The following is a 16,616-nucleotide window of genomic DNA, read 5'->3' as shown; positions in this document are numbered from 1 at the left end:
TTCAATACACAGAATAAAAGGTCTACATAAACAAAAAACGCACAACAGAAGTCGTGCGCTTTATTTTAGTTATCTGTCTTATTGAAGGCTAAACCGTAAAAATTAGGCCGTTAAGCAAGAGCGCTTAATGCATCACTTCTTCTTTAGCACCCACATAAACAAAGTCTAAGTCGTCTTTTTTCAGGGATACTTTAACCGTGCCGCCGTCCACTAAACTACCAAACAACAACTCGTTTGCCAGTGGCTTCTTAAGCTTATCTTGAATCACACGTCCCATAGGACGAGCGCCCATGGTCTTGTCATAGCCTCTCTCAGCTAACCAATTACGAGCATCCTCAGAAACCTCTAGGGATACGCCGCGAGCATCCAGTTGAACTTGAAGCTCAACAATAAACTTGTCGACAACTTGGCTAATCACACTAGGGTCTAGACTGTTGAACCAAATAATATTGTCAAGACGGTTACGGAACTCCGGAGTAAATACCTTCTTGATTTCGCCCATCGCATCTGGTGCATGATCTTGCTGGATCAGGCCGATCGATTTCTTCTCGGTTTCTGCAACACCTGCGTTGGTCGTCATCACTAAGATTACGTTACGGAAATCCGCTTTGCGACCGTTGTTATCCGTTAACGTACCGTTATCCATTACTTGTAGTAACAGGTTAAAGATATCTGGGTGAGCTTTCTCAATTTCATCGAGCAAGACCACAGAGTGAGGGTTCTTGATCACGGCATCTGTCAACAAACCACCTTGATCATAACCAACATAACCTGGAGGAGCACCGATCAAGCGGCTCACGGAGTGGCGTTCACCGTACTCAGACATATCAAAGCGTAGAAGCTCAATACCCATCAATTTAGAGAGCTGAACCGTAACCTCAGTTTTACCCACACCAGTAGGGCCAGCAAACAGGAATGAACCAACTGGTTTATTGTCTGCACCCAATCCAGCACGAGTCAGCTTAATCGCTTCGCTCAATACATCGATAGCAGGGTCTTGTCCGAATACCAACATTTTCATGCGGTCATCCAGTTTCTGCAGCGTATCTTTGTCTGAAGATGATACTGACTTCTCAGGAATACGAGCCATTTTCGCAACCATCGACTCAATATCAGCCACACCTACCGTTTTTTTACGACGGCTTGCTGGAGCCAAACGACTACGAGCACCGGCTTCATCAATTACATCTATCGCCTTATCAGGAAGATGACGTTCATTAATGTATTTAGCTGACAGTTCCACAGCCGCACGCAACGCTTTATTGGTATAGCGAACTTCGTGGTGAGCTTCATATTTTGGCTTCAAGCCAATCAGAATCTTCGTCGTGTCATCTAATGATGGTTCAACAATATCGATTTTCTGGAAGCGACGAGCTAAAGCACGCTCCTTCTCGAAAATACTGCTGTACTCTTGGTATGTCGTTGAACCAATACAACGTAATTTACCACTGCTTAATAGTGGTTTAATTAGGTTTGCCGCATCAACCTGTCCACCAGACGCTGCACCAGCACCAATAATAGTGTGGATTTCATCAATGAATAAAATAGCGTCTTCTTCTTTCTCTAGTTGCTTAAGAATCGCTTTAAAACGCTTCTCAAAGTCACCACGATATTTAGTCCCAGCTAGAAGTGAACCAATATCTAAAGAATAAATTACACTGCTCTGGATGATTTCAGGTACTTGTCCTTCAACAATTCGCCATGCAAGACCTTCAGCGATTGCGGTTTTACCCACACCAGCTTCACCTACCAATAGAGGGTTATTTTTACGACGACGACACAAAACTTGGACTGTACGTTCAAGCTCTTTGTCACGCCCGATAAGCGGGTCGATGTTACCTTGCTTCGCCACTTCATTAAGATTAGTAGCAAAATTTTCTAGACGATCTTCAGAGTTAGCTTCTTCAGCACTCTCTGCGCCACCAAATGAATCAGACGGTGATGAGCCATCACCTTCGTTACTGGCTTTTGTAATACCATGAGAAATGAAGTTGACGATATCTAAGCGGCTAATGTCATTCTTCTTAAGTAAATATGCAGCATGAGATTCTTGCTCACTGAAAATAGCAACAAGTACGTTTGCACCTGTTACTTCACTACGACCTGAAGATTGAACATGAAAAACAGCGCGCTGAAGCACTCGCTGGAAGCTCAGCGTAGGCTGCGTTTCACGAGTCTCATCGCTTTCTGGGATAAGTGGGGTTGTTTGATCGATAAAAATATCGAGCTCATTGCGGAGAGCATCGAGATCAGCCTGACAAGCTTGGAGCGCTTCCTTGGCCGCATCATTTTCTAATAATGCTAGTAGGAGGTGTTCGACAGTCATAAATTCATGTCGTTTGTCTCGGGCACGAGCAAATGCGCCATTTAAACTCGTCTCTAATTCTTTATTCAGCATAAGTACCTCCTAAGGGAACAACAGTGTTGTTCGAGCAATTTACACTTGCTCCATTGTACATAGTAGCGGATGCTCATTTTCCTTTGAGTACATCCTTACCTGCGCTACCTTTGTTTCCGCTATTTCAGCACTGTATGTGCCGCATATAGCTTTACCTTCATAATGAACCTTGAGCATCACTTCCGTTGCTTTTTCGATATCTAGTGAGAAAAACCGCTCTAGGATCTCGATTACAAAGTCCATAGGCGTGTAATCATCGTTGTTCAATACAACGTTATACATAGCCGGTGGCTTTACTTTAGTTGTCTCTTTCTCCAGTAGATCTGAGCCTGGAGATGCCCATTCAAAGTTTCTGCTCATATCGCTTTGCTAAGGGTTACTTTTCGGAAGTCGTGAATGTTTAGTTAATTCAAATTTACCACATTCGCGCTTTGCGGTGTACTAAGAAACTGCACCAAGAAACAGTACCAAAAAATATTCCTCTATACTGAGCCTAATCCACCATTTCCATCGCTGCAAATAAAAGATCTCGATTAACAGGATTAACATATGTGATTGATTAAAAAGACACCGTAACTATTGATGTTAACGATAAGATCGCCGTTAAGTTACTATTTAGTTAATAGTTCAAAGGTAATCTCGAATGTGATTTGTTATTAAAATTGATCATTTTTATACCAATTTCCTATTGACTGCGCTCAATCATTAGCTACATTGGAGCTAAAAGGTTTTTATGAAACAACTTCGTAACACGATTTAAAAATAGCAATACGCGTTAAAATCTAACAATAAGGAATAGTACGCAGGGTAGCGTTAATTTCCGTTAGCAATGTACGAGATTAAAAACTATCAACTGAAATTCTTTAGTTGGTAGGAATGATGTCGATAGCACTTGTACTAATTACAGTTAATAAATGAACAGAAGTGGCGCAAAAAAAGCTTGAGAGCAAGGCGAAATTTTTCGATAGGTAGATATTCTACAATCAAAAATTTTTTACGACGTTATCGAGCCGTTTAACTAAGCTAGGATGAGCAGTTATTGACTATTATTGGTATGAAATCAATTGATATAACAACGTTAGTAACAAAATGCATGAGGGATGTATAGCATGGCTACAGGTACAGTAAAATGGTTTAACAATGCCAAAGGGTTTGGCTTTATTTGTCCAGAAGGTGAAGACGGCGATATTTTTGCACACTACTCCACCATACAAATGGAAGGTTATCGAACCTTGAAGGCAGGCCAGCAGGTCGACTATGAAGTAGAAAGTGGGCCTAAAGGCTCACATGCTAGCTCCGTTGTTCCTGTAGAAGGTTGCGCCGCTAAATAGGCAATTACCAACGTTACATTTACCTTAATTAGGCCTAGTTAAGGGACAACTTGGTAAAACAGAACATTAAGACCGCTCATTTACTCACTGTTATACAGGTATGGATGAGCGGTTTTTTCGATCTATAACACTAACCATTTCATATGGAATACTTACATTAGCGAAGCTCAACCTCACAACGAGATAATCATCCATAAAAAAAGACGCTTTAACGTTAAGCGTTAAAGCGTCTTAAATTTCACTTTAGCTAGTAAATACAGAATTACGCATCAATAAGTGCGTTTAACGTAGCACTTGGACGCATTAGTGCTGACACAAGAGCATCATCAAGTAGGTAGTAACCACCTAAATCGCCTACTACGCCTTGTGCGCTGTTAAGCTCAGCAACAATAGCTTCTTCACTTTCAGCCAGTTGACTTGCAACACCAGCAAACTCAGCAGCAAGGTCAGCGTCAGCCGTTTGCTCAGCAAGCGCTTTAGCCCAGTATGTTGCTAGGTAGTAATGGCTACCACGGTTATCAAGCTCACCTACTCGGCGTGAAGGCGATTTGTTTTTATCTAGGAATTCACCCGTCGCTTTATCAAGCGCGTCAGCGAGAACTTGTGCCTTAGCATTGCCAGTGACTACGCTTAGGTGCTCTAGAGATGCCGCTAATGCCAAGAATTCACCTAAAGAATCCCAACGCAGGTGGTTTTCTTTCTCGACTTGTTGCACGTGCTTAGGAGCAGAACCGCCAGCACCTGTTTCAAACAGACCGCCACCGTTCATTAGTGGAACGATCGACAGCATTTTAGCTGACGTTCCAAGCTCTAGAATTGGGAACAAGTCTGTTAGATAGTCACGCAACACGTTACCTGTAACAGAAATAGTATCTAGACCTTCTTTAATACGAACCAGTGAGTACTGAGTTGCTTCGAGCGGTGCCAGAATCTTAATTTCTAGACCATTTGTATCATACTCAGGAAGGTAAGCTTCTACTTTCTTAATAAGTTGAGCATCATGCGCACGAGCCGCATCTAACCAAAACACAGCAGGGACACCCGCCGCACGCGCACGAGTAACAGCTAGCTTAACCCAGTCTTGAATCGGAGCATCTTTCACCTGACACATACGGAAGATATCGCCTTCCTCTACGTCTTGCTCAAGAAGCACAGAACCAGAAGCGTCAACCACTTGAACCTGACCAGCAGCTTCTAGGATGAAAGTCTTATCGTGAGAACCGTATTCTTCCGCTTTTTGAGCCATCAGGCCAACGTTTGGTACGCTACCCATAGTTGTAGGGTCGAAAGCACCGTTCTCTTTACAGAAATCAATAACAGCTTGGTAGATGCTTGCGTAGCTGCGATCTGGGATCATAGCTTTAGTATCTTTTTGCTTACCTTCTGGATCCCACATTTGACCTGAAGAACGCAACATTGCAGGCATAGAGGCATCAACAATGATGTCACTTGGAACGTGTAGGTTAGTAATGCCACGATCTGAGTCAACCATCGCTAGTGGAGGCTGAGTCTCATACACCGCTTGTAGGTCAGCTTCAATCGCTTCTCTCTGCTCTTGAGGAAGCGCTGCAATCTTCGCGTATACATCACCGATGCCGTTGTTAACGTCAACACCTAGCTCGTCGAACAGTTGACCGTGTTTTGCAAATACATCTTTGTAGTAAACCTTAACCGCGTGACCAAAGATCACTGGGTCAGACACTTTCATCATCGTTGCTTTCATGTGAAGTGAAAGCAGTACACCTTGTTCTTTAGCCGATGCGATCTCTTTTTCAAAGAAGGCAACCAAAGCCGCTTTATTCATCACGGATGCATCAATGATTTCTTGATCTTGTAGAGCAAAAGCTGGCTTCAATGTTTTCTTAGCGCCATCTTTAGCTACAAACTCGATACTCACTTCAGTAGCACCGTCAATCGTTACTGACTTTTCGCTACCAAAGAAATCTTTGTCATCCATACTTGAAACATGAGACTGAGAATCTGCAGACCAAGCACCCATTGAATGCGGGTTTTTCTTAGCGTAGTTTTTAACTGAAAGCGGCGCACGACGATCTGAATTACCTTCACGTAGAACCGGGTTTACCGCACTACCTTTAATCTTGTCGTAAGTTGCTTTGATTGCTTTCTCTTCGTCAGTCTTGGCTTCTTCTGGGTAATTAGGAAGCGCGTAACCTTTTGACTGAAGCTCTTTGATCGTAGCTTGAAGCTGAGGTACAGATGCGGATACGTTTGGAAGCTTAATGATGTTTGCTTCTGGTGTCTTAGCCAATTCACCTAGTTCCGCTAATGCATCACCAATACGTTGCTCTTCATTCAGATGCTCAGGGAAGTTGGCAATAATGCGCCCTGCAAGTGAAATGTCGCGAGTATCAACGTTAATACCAGAAGAAGCTGTAAAAGATTGAATGATTGGCAGCAGAGAATAAGTTGCTAGCGCCGGAGCTTCGTCTGTAATGGTATAGATGATAGTTGGTTTTTCAGTAGGCATGAAATTTCCCTATAGTTCTTACAAGCTCATTTAAAGTAGTGAGCATGTTATAAATTGACCAGTAAGCCACTCAAAGAGTGAAAACTGCTTACTCGATAGTCGTACTCTATCTTATTTTTCATGCAATCGTGATGACAGCATGAACCAAATCCGTGAGTGCGTTGTTATAATAAAACACGAAGGTATAATTAAACAAATCAGGCTTAAGAGTCCATCAACTTGTTCTATTTTGTGTCTTTTAGGCGCGCAAATGATAGCTCAATTCCGTTTCAGTGAAAACTTTTCGGCACACTTCGTTTACATTTTTGCAAGGTAGTTAACATGTCTACTCGCTCTCGAGGCGCATCTAGCTCAGACAAACCAGCTCGTTCTGGTACAACATTAAAACAAAACGGTAATAGACCGAGCCGCAGCAGTGATAAAAACAACACTGGCAATTCGTACAATAAACAGCATTCAAGTAAACACCGATACAAAGGGAAGCCTACTAACGCAAAACCCAAGGTATCACTTGAAGATCGCAAAGTGATTTTGTTCAACAAGCCTTTCGATACTCTCAGCCAATTCACTGATGGCGAAGGCAGGAAAACACTCGCCGACTTTATTCTAGTTAAAGATGTTTATGCAGCCGGACGACTTGACCGTGATAGTGAAGGGTTAATGGTCTTAACCAATGATGGCATCTTCCAAGCCAAATTGACTCAACCAAACTCAAAGTCACCAAAGACTTACTGGGTTCAGGTTGAAGGCGCACCTTCTGAGGAAGATTTAGATAAATTGAGAAAAGGCGTAGAACTAAAAGACGGCATGACGCTGCCTGCTCAGATTGAAGTGATGTCTGAACCTGAAGTGTGGGATAGAAAACCGCCAGTGCGCTTCAGAGCCGCGATACCAACAACTTGGTTAGTCATTACAATCATTGAAGGGCGTAACCGTCAGGTAAGACGAATGACAGCAAATATCGGCTTCCCTACCCTGCGCCTCATTCGCTATTCAATGGGCAACATGAATGTCGGTGAGCTTCAGCCTGGTGAGTGGAAAGAGATATAACTTAACCGTTCTCGCAAGGAAAAAAATGGCTGCTAATTTAGCGGCCATTTTTTATATACTTTGATAAATTTCAGGCACAAAAAAGCCAGTCATAAGACTGGCTTTTACAGCGTTACTTAACTAAGAGTTAGACTATTAGAAGTAGTAGTAAGCAGCTGCGAATACGAATGTCTCTTCGTCAGAACTTTCAGCGCGAACACCGTTTGGTACGTCAAGTTCTTGTTTGATATCGATACCCATGTCCATGCGGTCGCTGTGCTTGTACATTACAGCAACGTTCATGTAGCTGTAGTCTTTATCAGCTGAATTGTTTTGTTCAGTAGTGTTTGCACCGTAACCAGCAGCAACAGTTACCTGCTCAGAAGCATCAAATGCGCCTGATAGGTAGTAACCAGTGTTTTTCTTATCAGTTGTGTCAGCACCAGATTTGTTGCCTTCATCAATCCAAGAGTTAAAGCCTAGCTTAACTGTATCAGCAACCTTAACGTTACCAGAAACAGAAGTTACTGTGTAATCTGCTTCATCACGATCTTCGTAACCAGCGTAGATGTTGAAGATTTCGTGCTCGAAACCAACGTAACCGTTCACACCTTTGTCTGCAGCTGAGTGGCTATCTTTAGTTTCGAAGTAAGAAACACCGTAAGCAAAACCAGAAGTAGCACCTTGGAATTTAACAACGTTGTATGCATCAGATGCATCGCCAGCAGAAGCACCAAGCTCGTAAGTCATATCACCAGCGCCGTCAACTTTATCTAGCGCAGTGTCATTTTCCCAACCGAAAGATGCAACACCGAAACCAGTATCGAAACCTAACCATGCTTTGTCTACATCAGTTGTAGGACCTGACTCAATGCTGTCGTAAACTTCGGCAACTTTAGCTGACTCATTTGTATCAGAAATGTAGTTCATCTCTAGGTCTGTTTCGAAGTAACCAACCCAACGGTTGTTCTTGAAGCTTACCGCTAGAGTTAAAGCTGTAGCCCAATCATCGTAGATTGCGCCAGAGTAAGAATCGTAGTAACCACCGACGCCCCAAGCACCAGATACTGAGAATTGGTCTTTATGCATGTCGTCAAACTCAAACATTGGCTTAGAGTTTTGAGAACTTGTTTCAACTGCGAATGCAGAAGTTGATACTGCTGCGATAGCTAATGCTAATAGAGTCTTTTTCATAATAAATCCACTGCCTTTTCTAAGAATGGGAGATCCTTGCCCGGTTCCCTATTATTTTTATGACTGGTCATTACCACTCTTTGTTGGTTAATCACCGTCACTAAATTTCGTGGTCTAGATTGCAAAAGATTATCCTGCGTGTCAAATAAACTAAAAATACACCTAAAAAAAACACAAACAGCTTAAAATCAAACACTTACATTTTTTTTCATCGTTTTACGAGCAGCTTATCCTTAGTTTTATCATGAAATATAATAACTATAAAAAACAACAAAACAGAACAAAAAACCAGAAAACACACTAAAAACAACCATCAAATAGAATTTAACACCTGCAGGTTGGTCTTTTTTGATATATATATTTCACAAGATAAATAAAATCGTTAAGTTTCTGATGGTTCAGTTTTTTTTTGTGAACGAGATCTACCTTTGATTCAAAAGCAAGCTATTTTGCCGTAAATGTACCGATTAGTGATATGTGCTACTATCCTCGCTCCGTTACGTAGGTCACAGTATGCTAACTACTAAAATTCAAAATTCTATTCGCACCAGTTATCAAAACCTCCAAGATCAGTTGGACAACTTTGTACCTCGACGTGCACAAAATTACCTTGTAGCCGAGATTGCGAAGACACTTTGTGGTCAGTACCACAAAAGTAATCGTATGATTGTTGCGGAAGCAGGGACTGGGATCGGAAAATCTCTTGCTTATTTAATGGCAACCATTCCCGTAGCGGTTTTAAATAATCGAAAAATCATCATTTCGACCGCGACTGTCGCACTGCAAGAACAACTCGTGAATAAAGATCTTCCTTTATATAGAAGACTCACCGATAGAGAGTTCTCTTTTATATTAGCTAAAGGTAGACAACGTTATTGTTGCTCAGAGAAATTAGCAGCGGCTTGCGGAGTTGATAGTGGGCAAATGGCTATGTTTGAGTCTAAGCCAAAGAAGAAAGACGTCGAACAACTTCAAACCATGTACCGTAGTTTGGCTCAAGGTAAATGGGATGGCGACCGCGATTCATGGCCGAAACCAATCGACAACATGATTTGGCAAATGATCGTCAGTGATAAGCACAGCTGCAACAACAGTATGCCAAGTCATAGAGACTGCCCTTTCCAAAAAGCTCGATCAGAGCTGGATAAAGCAGACGTGATTATCGCCAATCACAGTTTAGTGATGGCTGATGCAGACCTAGGCGGCGGCGTCATACTGCCTGAACCAGAAAATAGCATCTATATATTCGATGAAGCTCACCATTTACCTCACGTAGCAAGAGACCACTCGTCTGCTGCAGCAAGTTTAAAAGGCGCCGCATCTTGGTTAGAGCGTTTGAATCAATCTATCAGCAAGCTTTCAGGGTTAGCCGATGAAAAACGCGTTCATCGATTTAGAAATCAACTGCAAGATACAGTACAACAGTTAATCCCGACTCTAACCCAGCTAAGTAAACGGTTTGACGCAGCCCATTTTGAAGATGGACTTTACCGCTTTGAACACGGTGACCTTCCCGAATGGTTAGAGAATGAGTCTAAAGACCTCAAACAACTGACTCAAAAGGCGAGTCAAGCAGTCGCGAAAATCGCAGACCTGATTGCAGAACGAGTTAAAGACGGAGAGCTTTCAGCAAAACTAGCTGAGCCTGCACTTGCAGAAATTGGCTTCTATATACAGAGAACCGAAAACCTTGCTCAAGTCTGGCGCTTAATGGCAGAGCCGAAACGAGAGAAAGGCGCACCTTTGGCTCGATGGCTTGAGTTAAACAAAGAAAGTGAAGGCGATTTCGTTGTGAATGTCTCTCCGTTAGAAGTTGGCTGGCAACTTGATCAGCAGATTTGGAGCCGCTGTGTTGGGGCTGTACTCGTTTCAGCAACAATGAGAGCGCTCAACTCATTCAGTTTTTTCTGTCATCAAGCTGGTATTAGTCAAAAAGCAGAAGACGGTGTTCAATTTCTTGCTTTGGCATCTCCGTTTGATTATCAAAACCAAGCAGAGCTGATTGTTCCTGCAATGAAGTACGAACCCCAAGCACCTCAGTTTACCGAATATCTTATTGAAATTTTGCCTAAGGTAATAGAAGACAACAAAGCCAATCTCGTTCTATTCTCTTCTTATTGGCAAATGAACAAAGTTGCAGAAGCTTTAACAACAGATTTCGTTAAAAAGTCATGGGCTTTACAGGTTCAAGGTGACACTTCACGCACTGAAACCCTAAAAAAACATAAAAAGCTAATAGAGCAAGGTAAAACAAGCGTCCTTTTTGGAACAGGGAGCTTTTCTGAAGGTCTAGATTTACCTGGGGAGCTTCTTGAAAACCTCGTCATTACTAAAATTCCTTTTGGTGTGCCAACCTCTCCTGTAGAGCAAGCACACTCTGAATATATTGAATCAAGAGGCGGGAATCCGTTCATGCAAATTACCGTTCCAGATGCGAGCAAAAAGCTTATTCAATCTGTCGGACGGTTACTGCGTAAAGAAAGAGATTCTGGTAAAGTCACGATCCTTGACCGGCGCATAGTTACGAAGCGATACGGTAAATCGTTGATCGACTCATTACCGCCTTTTAAAAGAACAATAGAATATTAATTTCGCCATCATATCGATGGTTTGGGGTCTATCATCATGGTCCCTCGCATTCACAACAATGCATGACTAGCCCAACGGAAATTCATGCGGCTGCTTTATCAGCATATAACGAGAACAATAACTATTTATGGAAATGATTGAACCAACCATGTTGGTTGTACTTGCTTTGGTTGCCTTTGCAGCCGGCTTTATTGATGCTGTCGCAGGTGGTGGAGGGATGTTAACCGTCCCAGCTTTGCTATCGCTTGGTTTACCGCCACACATTGCACTCGGAACTAATAAGCTGGCCGCAACGTTTGCCTCATCAACTGCCGCTTTTACTTACTATCGTAAGAAACTGTTCAAACCTGAATGTTGGACCAATGCATTCATATCGACATTAATAGGTGCAACAATCGGCACCCTGACTGTTGATGCCATCAGTACAGAGTGGTTAGAGAAGGTATTGCCATTAGTTATTCTTGCCGCTGCTGTCTATACCATTTTTCATAAGACTCCGGATGTGAGCCATAATGTGTCTCCTAAACCGTGTCCGGTACTTAAAAGAAAACAAAAGTACCAAGGATTCATTCTTGGCTTTTATGATGGTGTTGCAGGCCCAGGTACTGGCGCATTTTGGACGGTGAGTTCTATGGCGCTTTATCGCTTAAATATCTTACTGGCTTCTGGTTTGTCTAAAGCAATGAACTTTACCAGCAACTTCACCTCTTTGGTGACGTTTGCCATTCTAGGTCATATCGACTGGGTATTGGGTTTAACCATGGGTATTTGCTTGATGGCTGGCGCATTTGTCGGGGCTCACTCCGCAATTCGATTTGGTGCTACGTTTATACGACCTGTGTTTGTTACCGTGGTTAGTGTCCTTGCGATTAAATTGGCTTACGAAGCTTGGTTTGTAAATTTATAACCACAAAGTAAACGGGAGTAGAATGAATCAGTTTTCGAAGCTTAAAAACGTCATAGATACCTTAATAGGTCACTGCTCTCAGGTCGATAAAGGTCGTGGGGCTTACCATCAAGCATTATTTGATCGAACTTTATTTAAGTCTAGAGCGTTTATTTTGCTTCCCTACGCACTCGAAACTCAAGCTACCTACCACACCATTTTACGCGAACAAGCAACAAATCAGCTCATCGCACCCAGAGCAAACTATCTGACTGAAAAGTTAACTAACCAGATAGCAGCAATTCAAAGAGAGCTTGCCAATCATGATTTACGTCTAGACCGAAAAAGTAAGCTCGGGAAAAGCCTTAACGACTTATATAATGAACTCGCGCAGCACCAAGACTGGCAAAAGCGATTAGTCGATTTAGTACAGCTACGAAAGTTAACGTTGGATTCAGCTCCTCGCCACAGTAAAAAGAAAGCTGAAGAGGCTTGGCAGTTAGCAAAAGAACGATTAGAACGCTGTGAAGATTCAATGAAAAACATTGAGAGACTGATTAACTTAGAGAACCCTAAGCGAAATGAGCACTGAAAACACATCATCACCATTAGATAACGCACCAGAAGAAGTTAAATTGGCTGTAGACTTGATTTATCTACTCGAAAGCAACGAAATCGACCTAAAGGTTGCGTTAGAGGCAATTAAGATTGTCCAACAAGATTTACAATCCAAACTAGCATCTAGCATCTAGCATCTAGCATCTAGCATCTAGCATCTAGCATCTAGCATCTAGCATAAAATATACAGGATTCACATGTACCAACTTAGCTTTTCTATGCCCGAATTTCTTGAAAACTACTGGCATAAAAAACCAACCATCTTGAAAGGTGGATTCAAAAACTTCATCGACCCAATGTCTCCAGAAGAACTTGCTGGTTTATCGATGGAAGAAGAAGTCGATTCTCGCTTTGTCTCTAACCTCGACAATCAGTGGACAGCAGAACACGGTCCATTCACCGAAGAAAAGTTTGGTGAACTAACTGAAACCCATTGGCAATTGATAGTACAAGCGGCGAACCATTGGCATCAAGGTGCTAATCAACTGACTCAAGCTTTCGAACAACTGCCAAACTGGCTGTTCGACGATCTAATGATCTGCTACTCAGCACCACAAGGCGGTGTAGGACCACATATTGATCAATACGATGTATTCATCATTCAAGGTCAAGGTAAGCGACAATGGAAGGTTGGCGCGAAAGATGTAGGGCAATATAAAGAAACAGTACAAGCTTCGGCACTGCGTCAAATAGAAGGCTTTGAGCCAATCATTGATGAAACTTTGGAGCCAGGCGATATCCTTTATATCCCACCAGGTTTCCCACATGAAGGTAACACTTTAGAACCTTCAATGAGCTACTCTATTGGCTACCGCTCTCCTAAAGAACAAGAGCTAATCAGTAACTTCGCCGATTTTGTACTTGCTCATGATATGGGTGACGTCCATCTACATGACCCTGAATTCAAAACTCAAGATGGCTATGGCAAAATTCGTTCTTCTGATTTGAGTAATCTTACGGATATGCTGAAATCAGCACTAGAGCAACCAGAAACCATCAGCGAATTCATGGGGTGTTTACTCAGCCAATCACGCCACCAGCTTGATATCGTTGCACCAGAGCCATTATGGACAGCAGAAGAGATCGCTCAACACCTAGAGTCAGAAGGTGAGATCCATCGTGTATCAGGCTTAAAAGCGCTCTATCACGAGAATGAAAGCAACACGGCTTACATCAATGGTGAAGTCGTCAAAGTTGAAGAAGCGGATTCATCGCTACTAAATGTACTTTGTGATGACACCATAATTAATTCAGCAACCACTTTGACTCCTTCAGGTGTAACTGTCGTGACTGAATTGGTAAACAAAGGTTACTGGTTTATAGAAGACTAACTTGGTTAATCGGTTTCGATGAATATCACCGAGCCCTAGAACCCAATAGCCTAATAACCTAATAGCCTTAGAAAAACAGAAAAGGGACAAATGAAATCTTCATTTGTCCCTTTTTCGATTCAACTGTTAACTAAACTTAAATAGCGAAACCTTGAACAGCTAGACCTTGAACTGATTAACCAATTTCTTTTGCTTTTGAGACAGGTGGTCAATTTCAGTACCTACTTGCTCAGAAGCTGCTGCTTGGTCCAAAATCTTCGCACTTAGATCACGTATGTTAACCACACTTTGATTCACTTCACCAGAAACCGAACGCTGCTCTTCAGCTGCTCTCACGATCTGACTGTTCATATCACTGATCGCCTCAATAGAAGTAAAGATCGAACCCAGATCTTCAACCGCTTTCTGAACGTGCAGCGCTGTATCGTTCGCCAGTATGTTGCCTTCTTGTATTGCCTCAACAACGTCTTGCGTTCCAGCGTGAACCTTATCGATCACAGCTCTAATTTCACCAACCGAGGACTGCGTACGACTCGCTAGGTTTCGAACTTCATCAGCAACCACAGCAAAACCTCGACCTTGTTCCCCTGCCCTCGCGGCTTCAATAGCAGCATTCAAGGCTAGTAAGTTGGTTTGCTCTGAGATCCCTTCGATAACACTTAAGATCTCAGTGATGTTTCCATTATTCTTCGCTAGCTCTTCAACAATCGGAACCGCGCTCGACATACGTTCAACAAGCTTTCTCATTTCGCCTGCAGAAAGCTCAATAACTTGTTGCCCTTGTTGAGCTGAACGATTCGCTTCACAAGCTGCATCAACGGCTATTTCTGCATTTTGTACTACTAATCCAGAAGTCTGAGTCATCTCTTCTGCGGCAGTCGCCACTAAATCAACTTCTTTAAATTGAGACTCGCTGCTTTCACGTGTACTTGACGCCGATGCCTTCGCTTGACTTGTCGTGCTTGCGACTTGTTCCGTTGTTTGGATCACTTCTTTAATCGTATGCTGAAGCTTATCTAAGAATAAGTTAAAGCCTTTAGATAGCTGACCAATTTCGTCTTTAGACTTAACTTCTAGACGCTGAGTTAAGTCACCCTCACCCGAAGCTATATCGTTAAGTCGCTCTACCACTTGTCGGATAGGCTTAACAATAGACAGTGAAGCAAACGCGATAATAGCTAAACCGAAAAGAATAAAGACGATACCTGCAATGACTTCTGTTTGGATGCCTTCGCTTACCTTCGTACTAATAATTGAATCCAATTTACTCGCATCGGCGACCACACTCTCTCGCGGGATCTCAAATAGCACACCCCACGTTTGGTTAGCAGCTACAACAGGAGCAAACGCGAGTAACCACTCACCATTCTCGCTCCATTGAGTCGTCACCTCACCACCAAAGATAAAGTCGGTCATCAAGTCGCTGTTTGTATTGTCACTTTGAAAGCTAGAACCAACAGCAATGCTTTTATCATCAGAAGCGATAACAGAACCGTCTAGGCTCACAACATAAGCCGCACCGGCACCATTAAATAAGCTTTGATCAGATTGAGTCACAACATTGACCAAACCATCAAGCCTTAAATCGATCCCCAGGAAACCGATGGCAACATCATCAACCAAGATAGGCACTGAGATTGAAGAAGTAAGTAACGTTGTACCGCCACTGTTTACCACTCTTGGGGTACTGATACATGTTTGACCCGATGACAATGGGCAGTAAAAACGTTCACTGTTGCTGTCATCATTCAAGATAGCTTCTGAAATTACGTTCGAGAGAACATTCTCACCGTTGTCTGCTACTTTCCAATAAGGTGCAAAACGGCCTTTTTCATTGGATCCAACATAGTCAGCATCGACATAATTAGCATCTTCACCATCAAGTAAATCAGGCTGGAAAACTAAATATGCCCCTTGAATTGAATCGAAATTTAAAACTGAACGACGCACCATTTCATCTAATGCCGTACGTAACTCTTCACTTGGCGTAAAGTTTTCGTCTGCATTGTTCTTAAGAAACTGAGCACTAGACGCTAGCATCTCGGCGCGATAGATGGCTTCGTCGACATAACGCTGGGTTTCCTGTGCATTGAGCTGAGAAACTGACGCTAATAGTTGCTCGGTCTTGTTGATAACCGATTCTGAACTTTGAGATTTTATGACTTGTTGATTACTCGTCGCGTTGTAGATCGAGAAACCAATAAGAGACAGTGAAGTAATGATTAGACAGCAGCCTGCAAGCAGGGTGATTTTCCACTGTACCGATAGTGAGCGCATTTAATATCCTTATTTAAGCCAAAAGACTTCCATAACCGTAACTACCACATTGAGATGAATTGAAGAGCACAATGTAAATAAGTTTGACGAATAGCTTAGCGGATAATTACAGCACAAATTGCACCCATATAAAACGAAAGTTTATATAAATGTTAATAAGCCGTGCCATTTGTCTTTTGTTTCTGTGATTTCAAATAATGTACTCATGCAATCATGGGTCATGTGGCTATTGACCTAGCACTTTGAGCATAGCCATAGCATCGACATTTCCAAGAAATCGAATCACCCTTTCCCTCTTTAAAACTCATCGATTTCAGATTAGTTTTTATAATCCAAACTATAGATTTTTATCTTGATCAACTTCACACTTTTTGATTGCTAAGTCGCCATTCAAGCTCTAATATCTCGCGCCTAGATTCCCTGAATACTTTATTTGTTTGGCTCTCCTTAATGGAGCGCTAAGGCTTTTTACGTC

The 16,616-nt window shown here is 42.4% G+C and carries 12 protein-coding genes; 7 read left to right on the top strand and 5 right to left on the bottom strand.

Annotated features, from left to right (window positions below):
- Positions 1-124: 124 nt before the first annotated feature.
- Together clpA and clpS are read right to left on the bottom strand one after the other, a co-directional pair.
- Positions 125-2,398 (bottom strand): ATP-dependent Clp protease ATP-binding subunit ClpA, encoded by a 2,274-nt coding sequence (clpA, locus tag OCV36_RS05420; protein ID WP_017076465.1) that lies wholly within the window; start codon positions 2,396-2,398, stop codon positions 125-127.
- 39 nt (positions 2,399-2,437) lie between these two features.
- Positions 2,438-2,758 (bottom strand): ATP-dependent Clp protease adapter ClpS, encoded by a 321-nt coding sequence (gene clpS / locus OCV36_RS05415; RefSeq protein ID WP_017076466.1) that lies wholly within the window; start codon positions 2,756-2,758, stop codon positions 2,438-2,440.
- 749 nt (positions 2,759-3,507) lie between these two features.
- On the opposite strand from clpS, the gene cspD reads away from it, so the two are divergent.
- Positions 3,508-3,729, top strand: a complete 222-nt coding sequence (gene cspD, locus OCV36_RS05410; protein WP_017076467.1) for a cold shock domain-containing protein CspD — start codon at positions 3,508-3,510, stop codon at positions 3,727-3,729.
- A 262-nt stretch (positions 3,730-3,991) separates the two neighbouring features.
- Here cspD and OCV36_RS05405 read toward each other — a convergent pair whose 3' ends face one another.
- A complete protein-coding gene (locus OCV36_RS05405) occupies positions 3,992-6,217 on the bottom strand; it encodes an NADP-dependent isocitrate dehydrogenase (protein WP_135454575.1) in 2,226 nt (741 codons plus the stop codon).
- A gap of 321 nt (positions 6,218-6,538) precedes the next feature.
- Here OCV36_RS05405 and OCV36_RS05400 point away from each other — a divergent pair, with 321 nt between their 5' ends.
- Positions 6,539-7,267, top strand: coding sequence for a pseudouridine synthase (locus tag OCV36_RS05400; RefSeq protein ID WP_135454573.1), 729 nt, complete (start codon positions 6,539-6,541; stop codon positions 7,265-7,267).
- Positions 7,268-7,402: 135 nt separating this feature from the next.
- Here OCV36_RS05400 and OCV36_RS05395 read toward each other — a convergent pair whose 3' ends face one another.
- Complete coding sequence (locus OCV36_RS05395) at positions 7,403-8,440, bottom strand: porin (RefSeq protein ID WP_135454571.1); 1,038 nt, start codon at positions 8,438-8,440, stop codon at positions 7,403-7,405.
- 513 nt (positions 8,441-8,953) lie between these two features.
- Between OCV36_RS05395 and dinG the strand changes: the two genes are divergently transcribed.
- The 5 genes from dinG (at position 8,954) to OCV36_RS05370 (ending at position 13,864) form a co-directional block, all read left to right on the top strand.
- Positions 8,954-11,029, top strand: coding sequence for an ATP-dependent DNA helicase DinG (gene dinG / locus OCV36_RS05390; RefSeq protein WP_135454569.1), 2,076 nt, complete (start codon positions 8,954-8,956; stop codon positions 11,027-11,029).
- 127 nt (positions 11,030-11,156) lie between these two features.
- Positions 11,157-11,936 carry a sulfite exporter TauE/SafE family protein gene (locus tag OCV36_RS05385; RefSeq protein ID WP_135454566.1) on the top strand — a complete coding sequence of 260 codons (780 nt, stop codon included), beginning with the start codon at positions 11,157-11,159 and terminating at the stop codon, positions 11,934-11,936.
- 22 nt (positions 11,937-11,958) lie between these two features.
- Positions 11,959-12,507 (top strand): primosomal replication protein, encoded by a 549-nt coding sequence (locus OCV36_RS05380; RefSeq protein ID WP_135454564.1) that lies wholly within the window; start codon positions 11,959-11,961, stop codon positions 12,505-12,507.
- Positions 12,497-12,667: a pleiotropic regulatory protein RsmS gene (gene rsmS, locus OCV36_RS05375; protein ID WP_017076474.1), complete on the top strand. Its 171-nt coding sequence runs from the start codon at positions 12,497-12,499 to the stop codon at positions 12,665-12,667. The genes OCV36_RS05380 and rsmS overlap by 11 nt, the downstream gene beginning before the upstream one ends.
- 63 nt (positions 12,668-12,730) lie before the next feature.
- Positions 12,731-13,864, top strand: coding sequence for a ribosomal protein uL16 3-hydroxylase (locus OCV36_RS05370; RefSeq protein ID WP_135454562.1), 1,134 nt, complete (start codon positions 12,731-12,733; stop codon positions 13,862-13,864).
- Between the two features lie 159 nt (positions 13,865-14,023).
- On the opposite strand, the gene OCV36_RS05365 is transcribed toward OCV36_RS05370, so the two are convergent.
- Positions 14,024-16,141 carry a methyl-accepting chemotaxis protein gene (locus OCV36_RS05365; RefSeq protein ID WP_135454560.1) on the bottom strand — a complete coding sequence of 706 codons (2,118 nt, stop codon included), beginning with the start codon at positions 16,139-16,141 and terminating at the stop codon, positions 14,024-14,026.
- Between the last annotated feature and the right edge of the window lie 475 nt (positions 16,142-16,616).

The sequence above is a fragment of the Vibrio echinoideorum genome, assembly GCF_024347455.1.
In the GTDB taxonomy this organism is placed as follows: Bacteria; Pseudomonadota; Gammaproteobacteria; order Enterobacterales; family Vibrionaceae; genus Vibrio; species Vibrio echinoideorum.
This window is presented reverse-complemented; position numbering and strand designations above follow the sequence as displayed.

Coding starts and splice junctions, on each gene's coding strand:
- OCV36_RS05380 (WP_135454564.1), top strand. CDS start 11,959: ATGAATCAGTTTTCGAAGCTTAAAAACGTCATAGATACCTTAATAGGT.
- clpA (WP_017076465.1), bottom strand. CDS start 2,398: ATGCTGAATAAAGAATTAGAGACGAGTTTAAATGGCGCATTTGCTCGT.
- cspD (WP_017076467.1), top strand. CDS start 3,508: ATGGCTACAGGTACAGTAAAATGGTTTAACAATGCCAAAGGGTTTGGC.
- dinG (WP_135454569.1), top strand. CDS start 8,954: ATGCTAACTACTAAAATTCAAAATTCTATTCGCACCAGTTATCAAAAC.
- OCV36_RS05365 (WP_135454560.1), bottom strand. CDS start 16,141: ATGCGCTCACTATCGGTACAGTGGAAAATCACCCTGCTTGCAGGCTGC.
- OCV36_RS05400 (WP_135454573.1), top strand. CDS start 6,539: ATGTCTACTCGCTCTCGAGGCGCATCTAGCTCAGACAAACCAGCTCGT.
- OCV36_RS05385 (WP_135454566.1), top strand. CDS start 11,157: ATGGAAATGATTGAACCAACCATGTTGGTTGTACTTGCTTTGGTTGCC.
- clpS (WP_017076466.1), bottom strand. CDS start 2,758: ATGAGCAGAAACTTTGAATGGGCATCTCCAGGCTCAGATCTACTGGAG.
- OCV36_RS05405 (WP_135454575.1), bottom strand. CDS start 6,217: ATGCCTACTGAAAAACCAACTATCATCTATACCATTACAGACGAAGCT.
- OCV36_RS05370 (WP_135454562.1), top strand. CDS start 12,731: ATGTACCAACTTAGCTTTTCTATGCCCGAATTTCTTGAAAACTACTGG.
- OCV36_RS05395 (WP_135454571.1), bottom strand. CDS start 8,440: ATGAAAAAGACTCTATTAGCATTAGCTATCGCAGCAGTATCAACTTCT.
- rsmS (WP_017076474.1), top strand. CDS start 12,497: ATGAGCACTGAAAACACATCATCACCATTAGATAACGCACCAGAAGAA.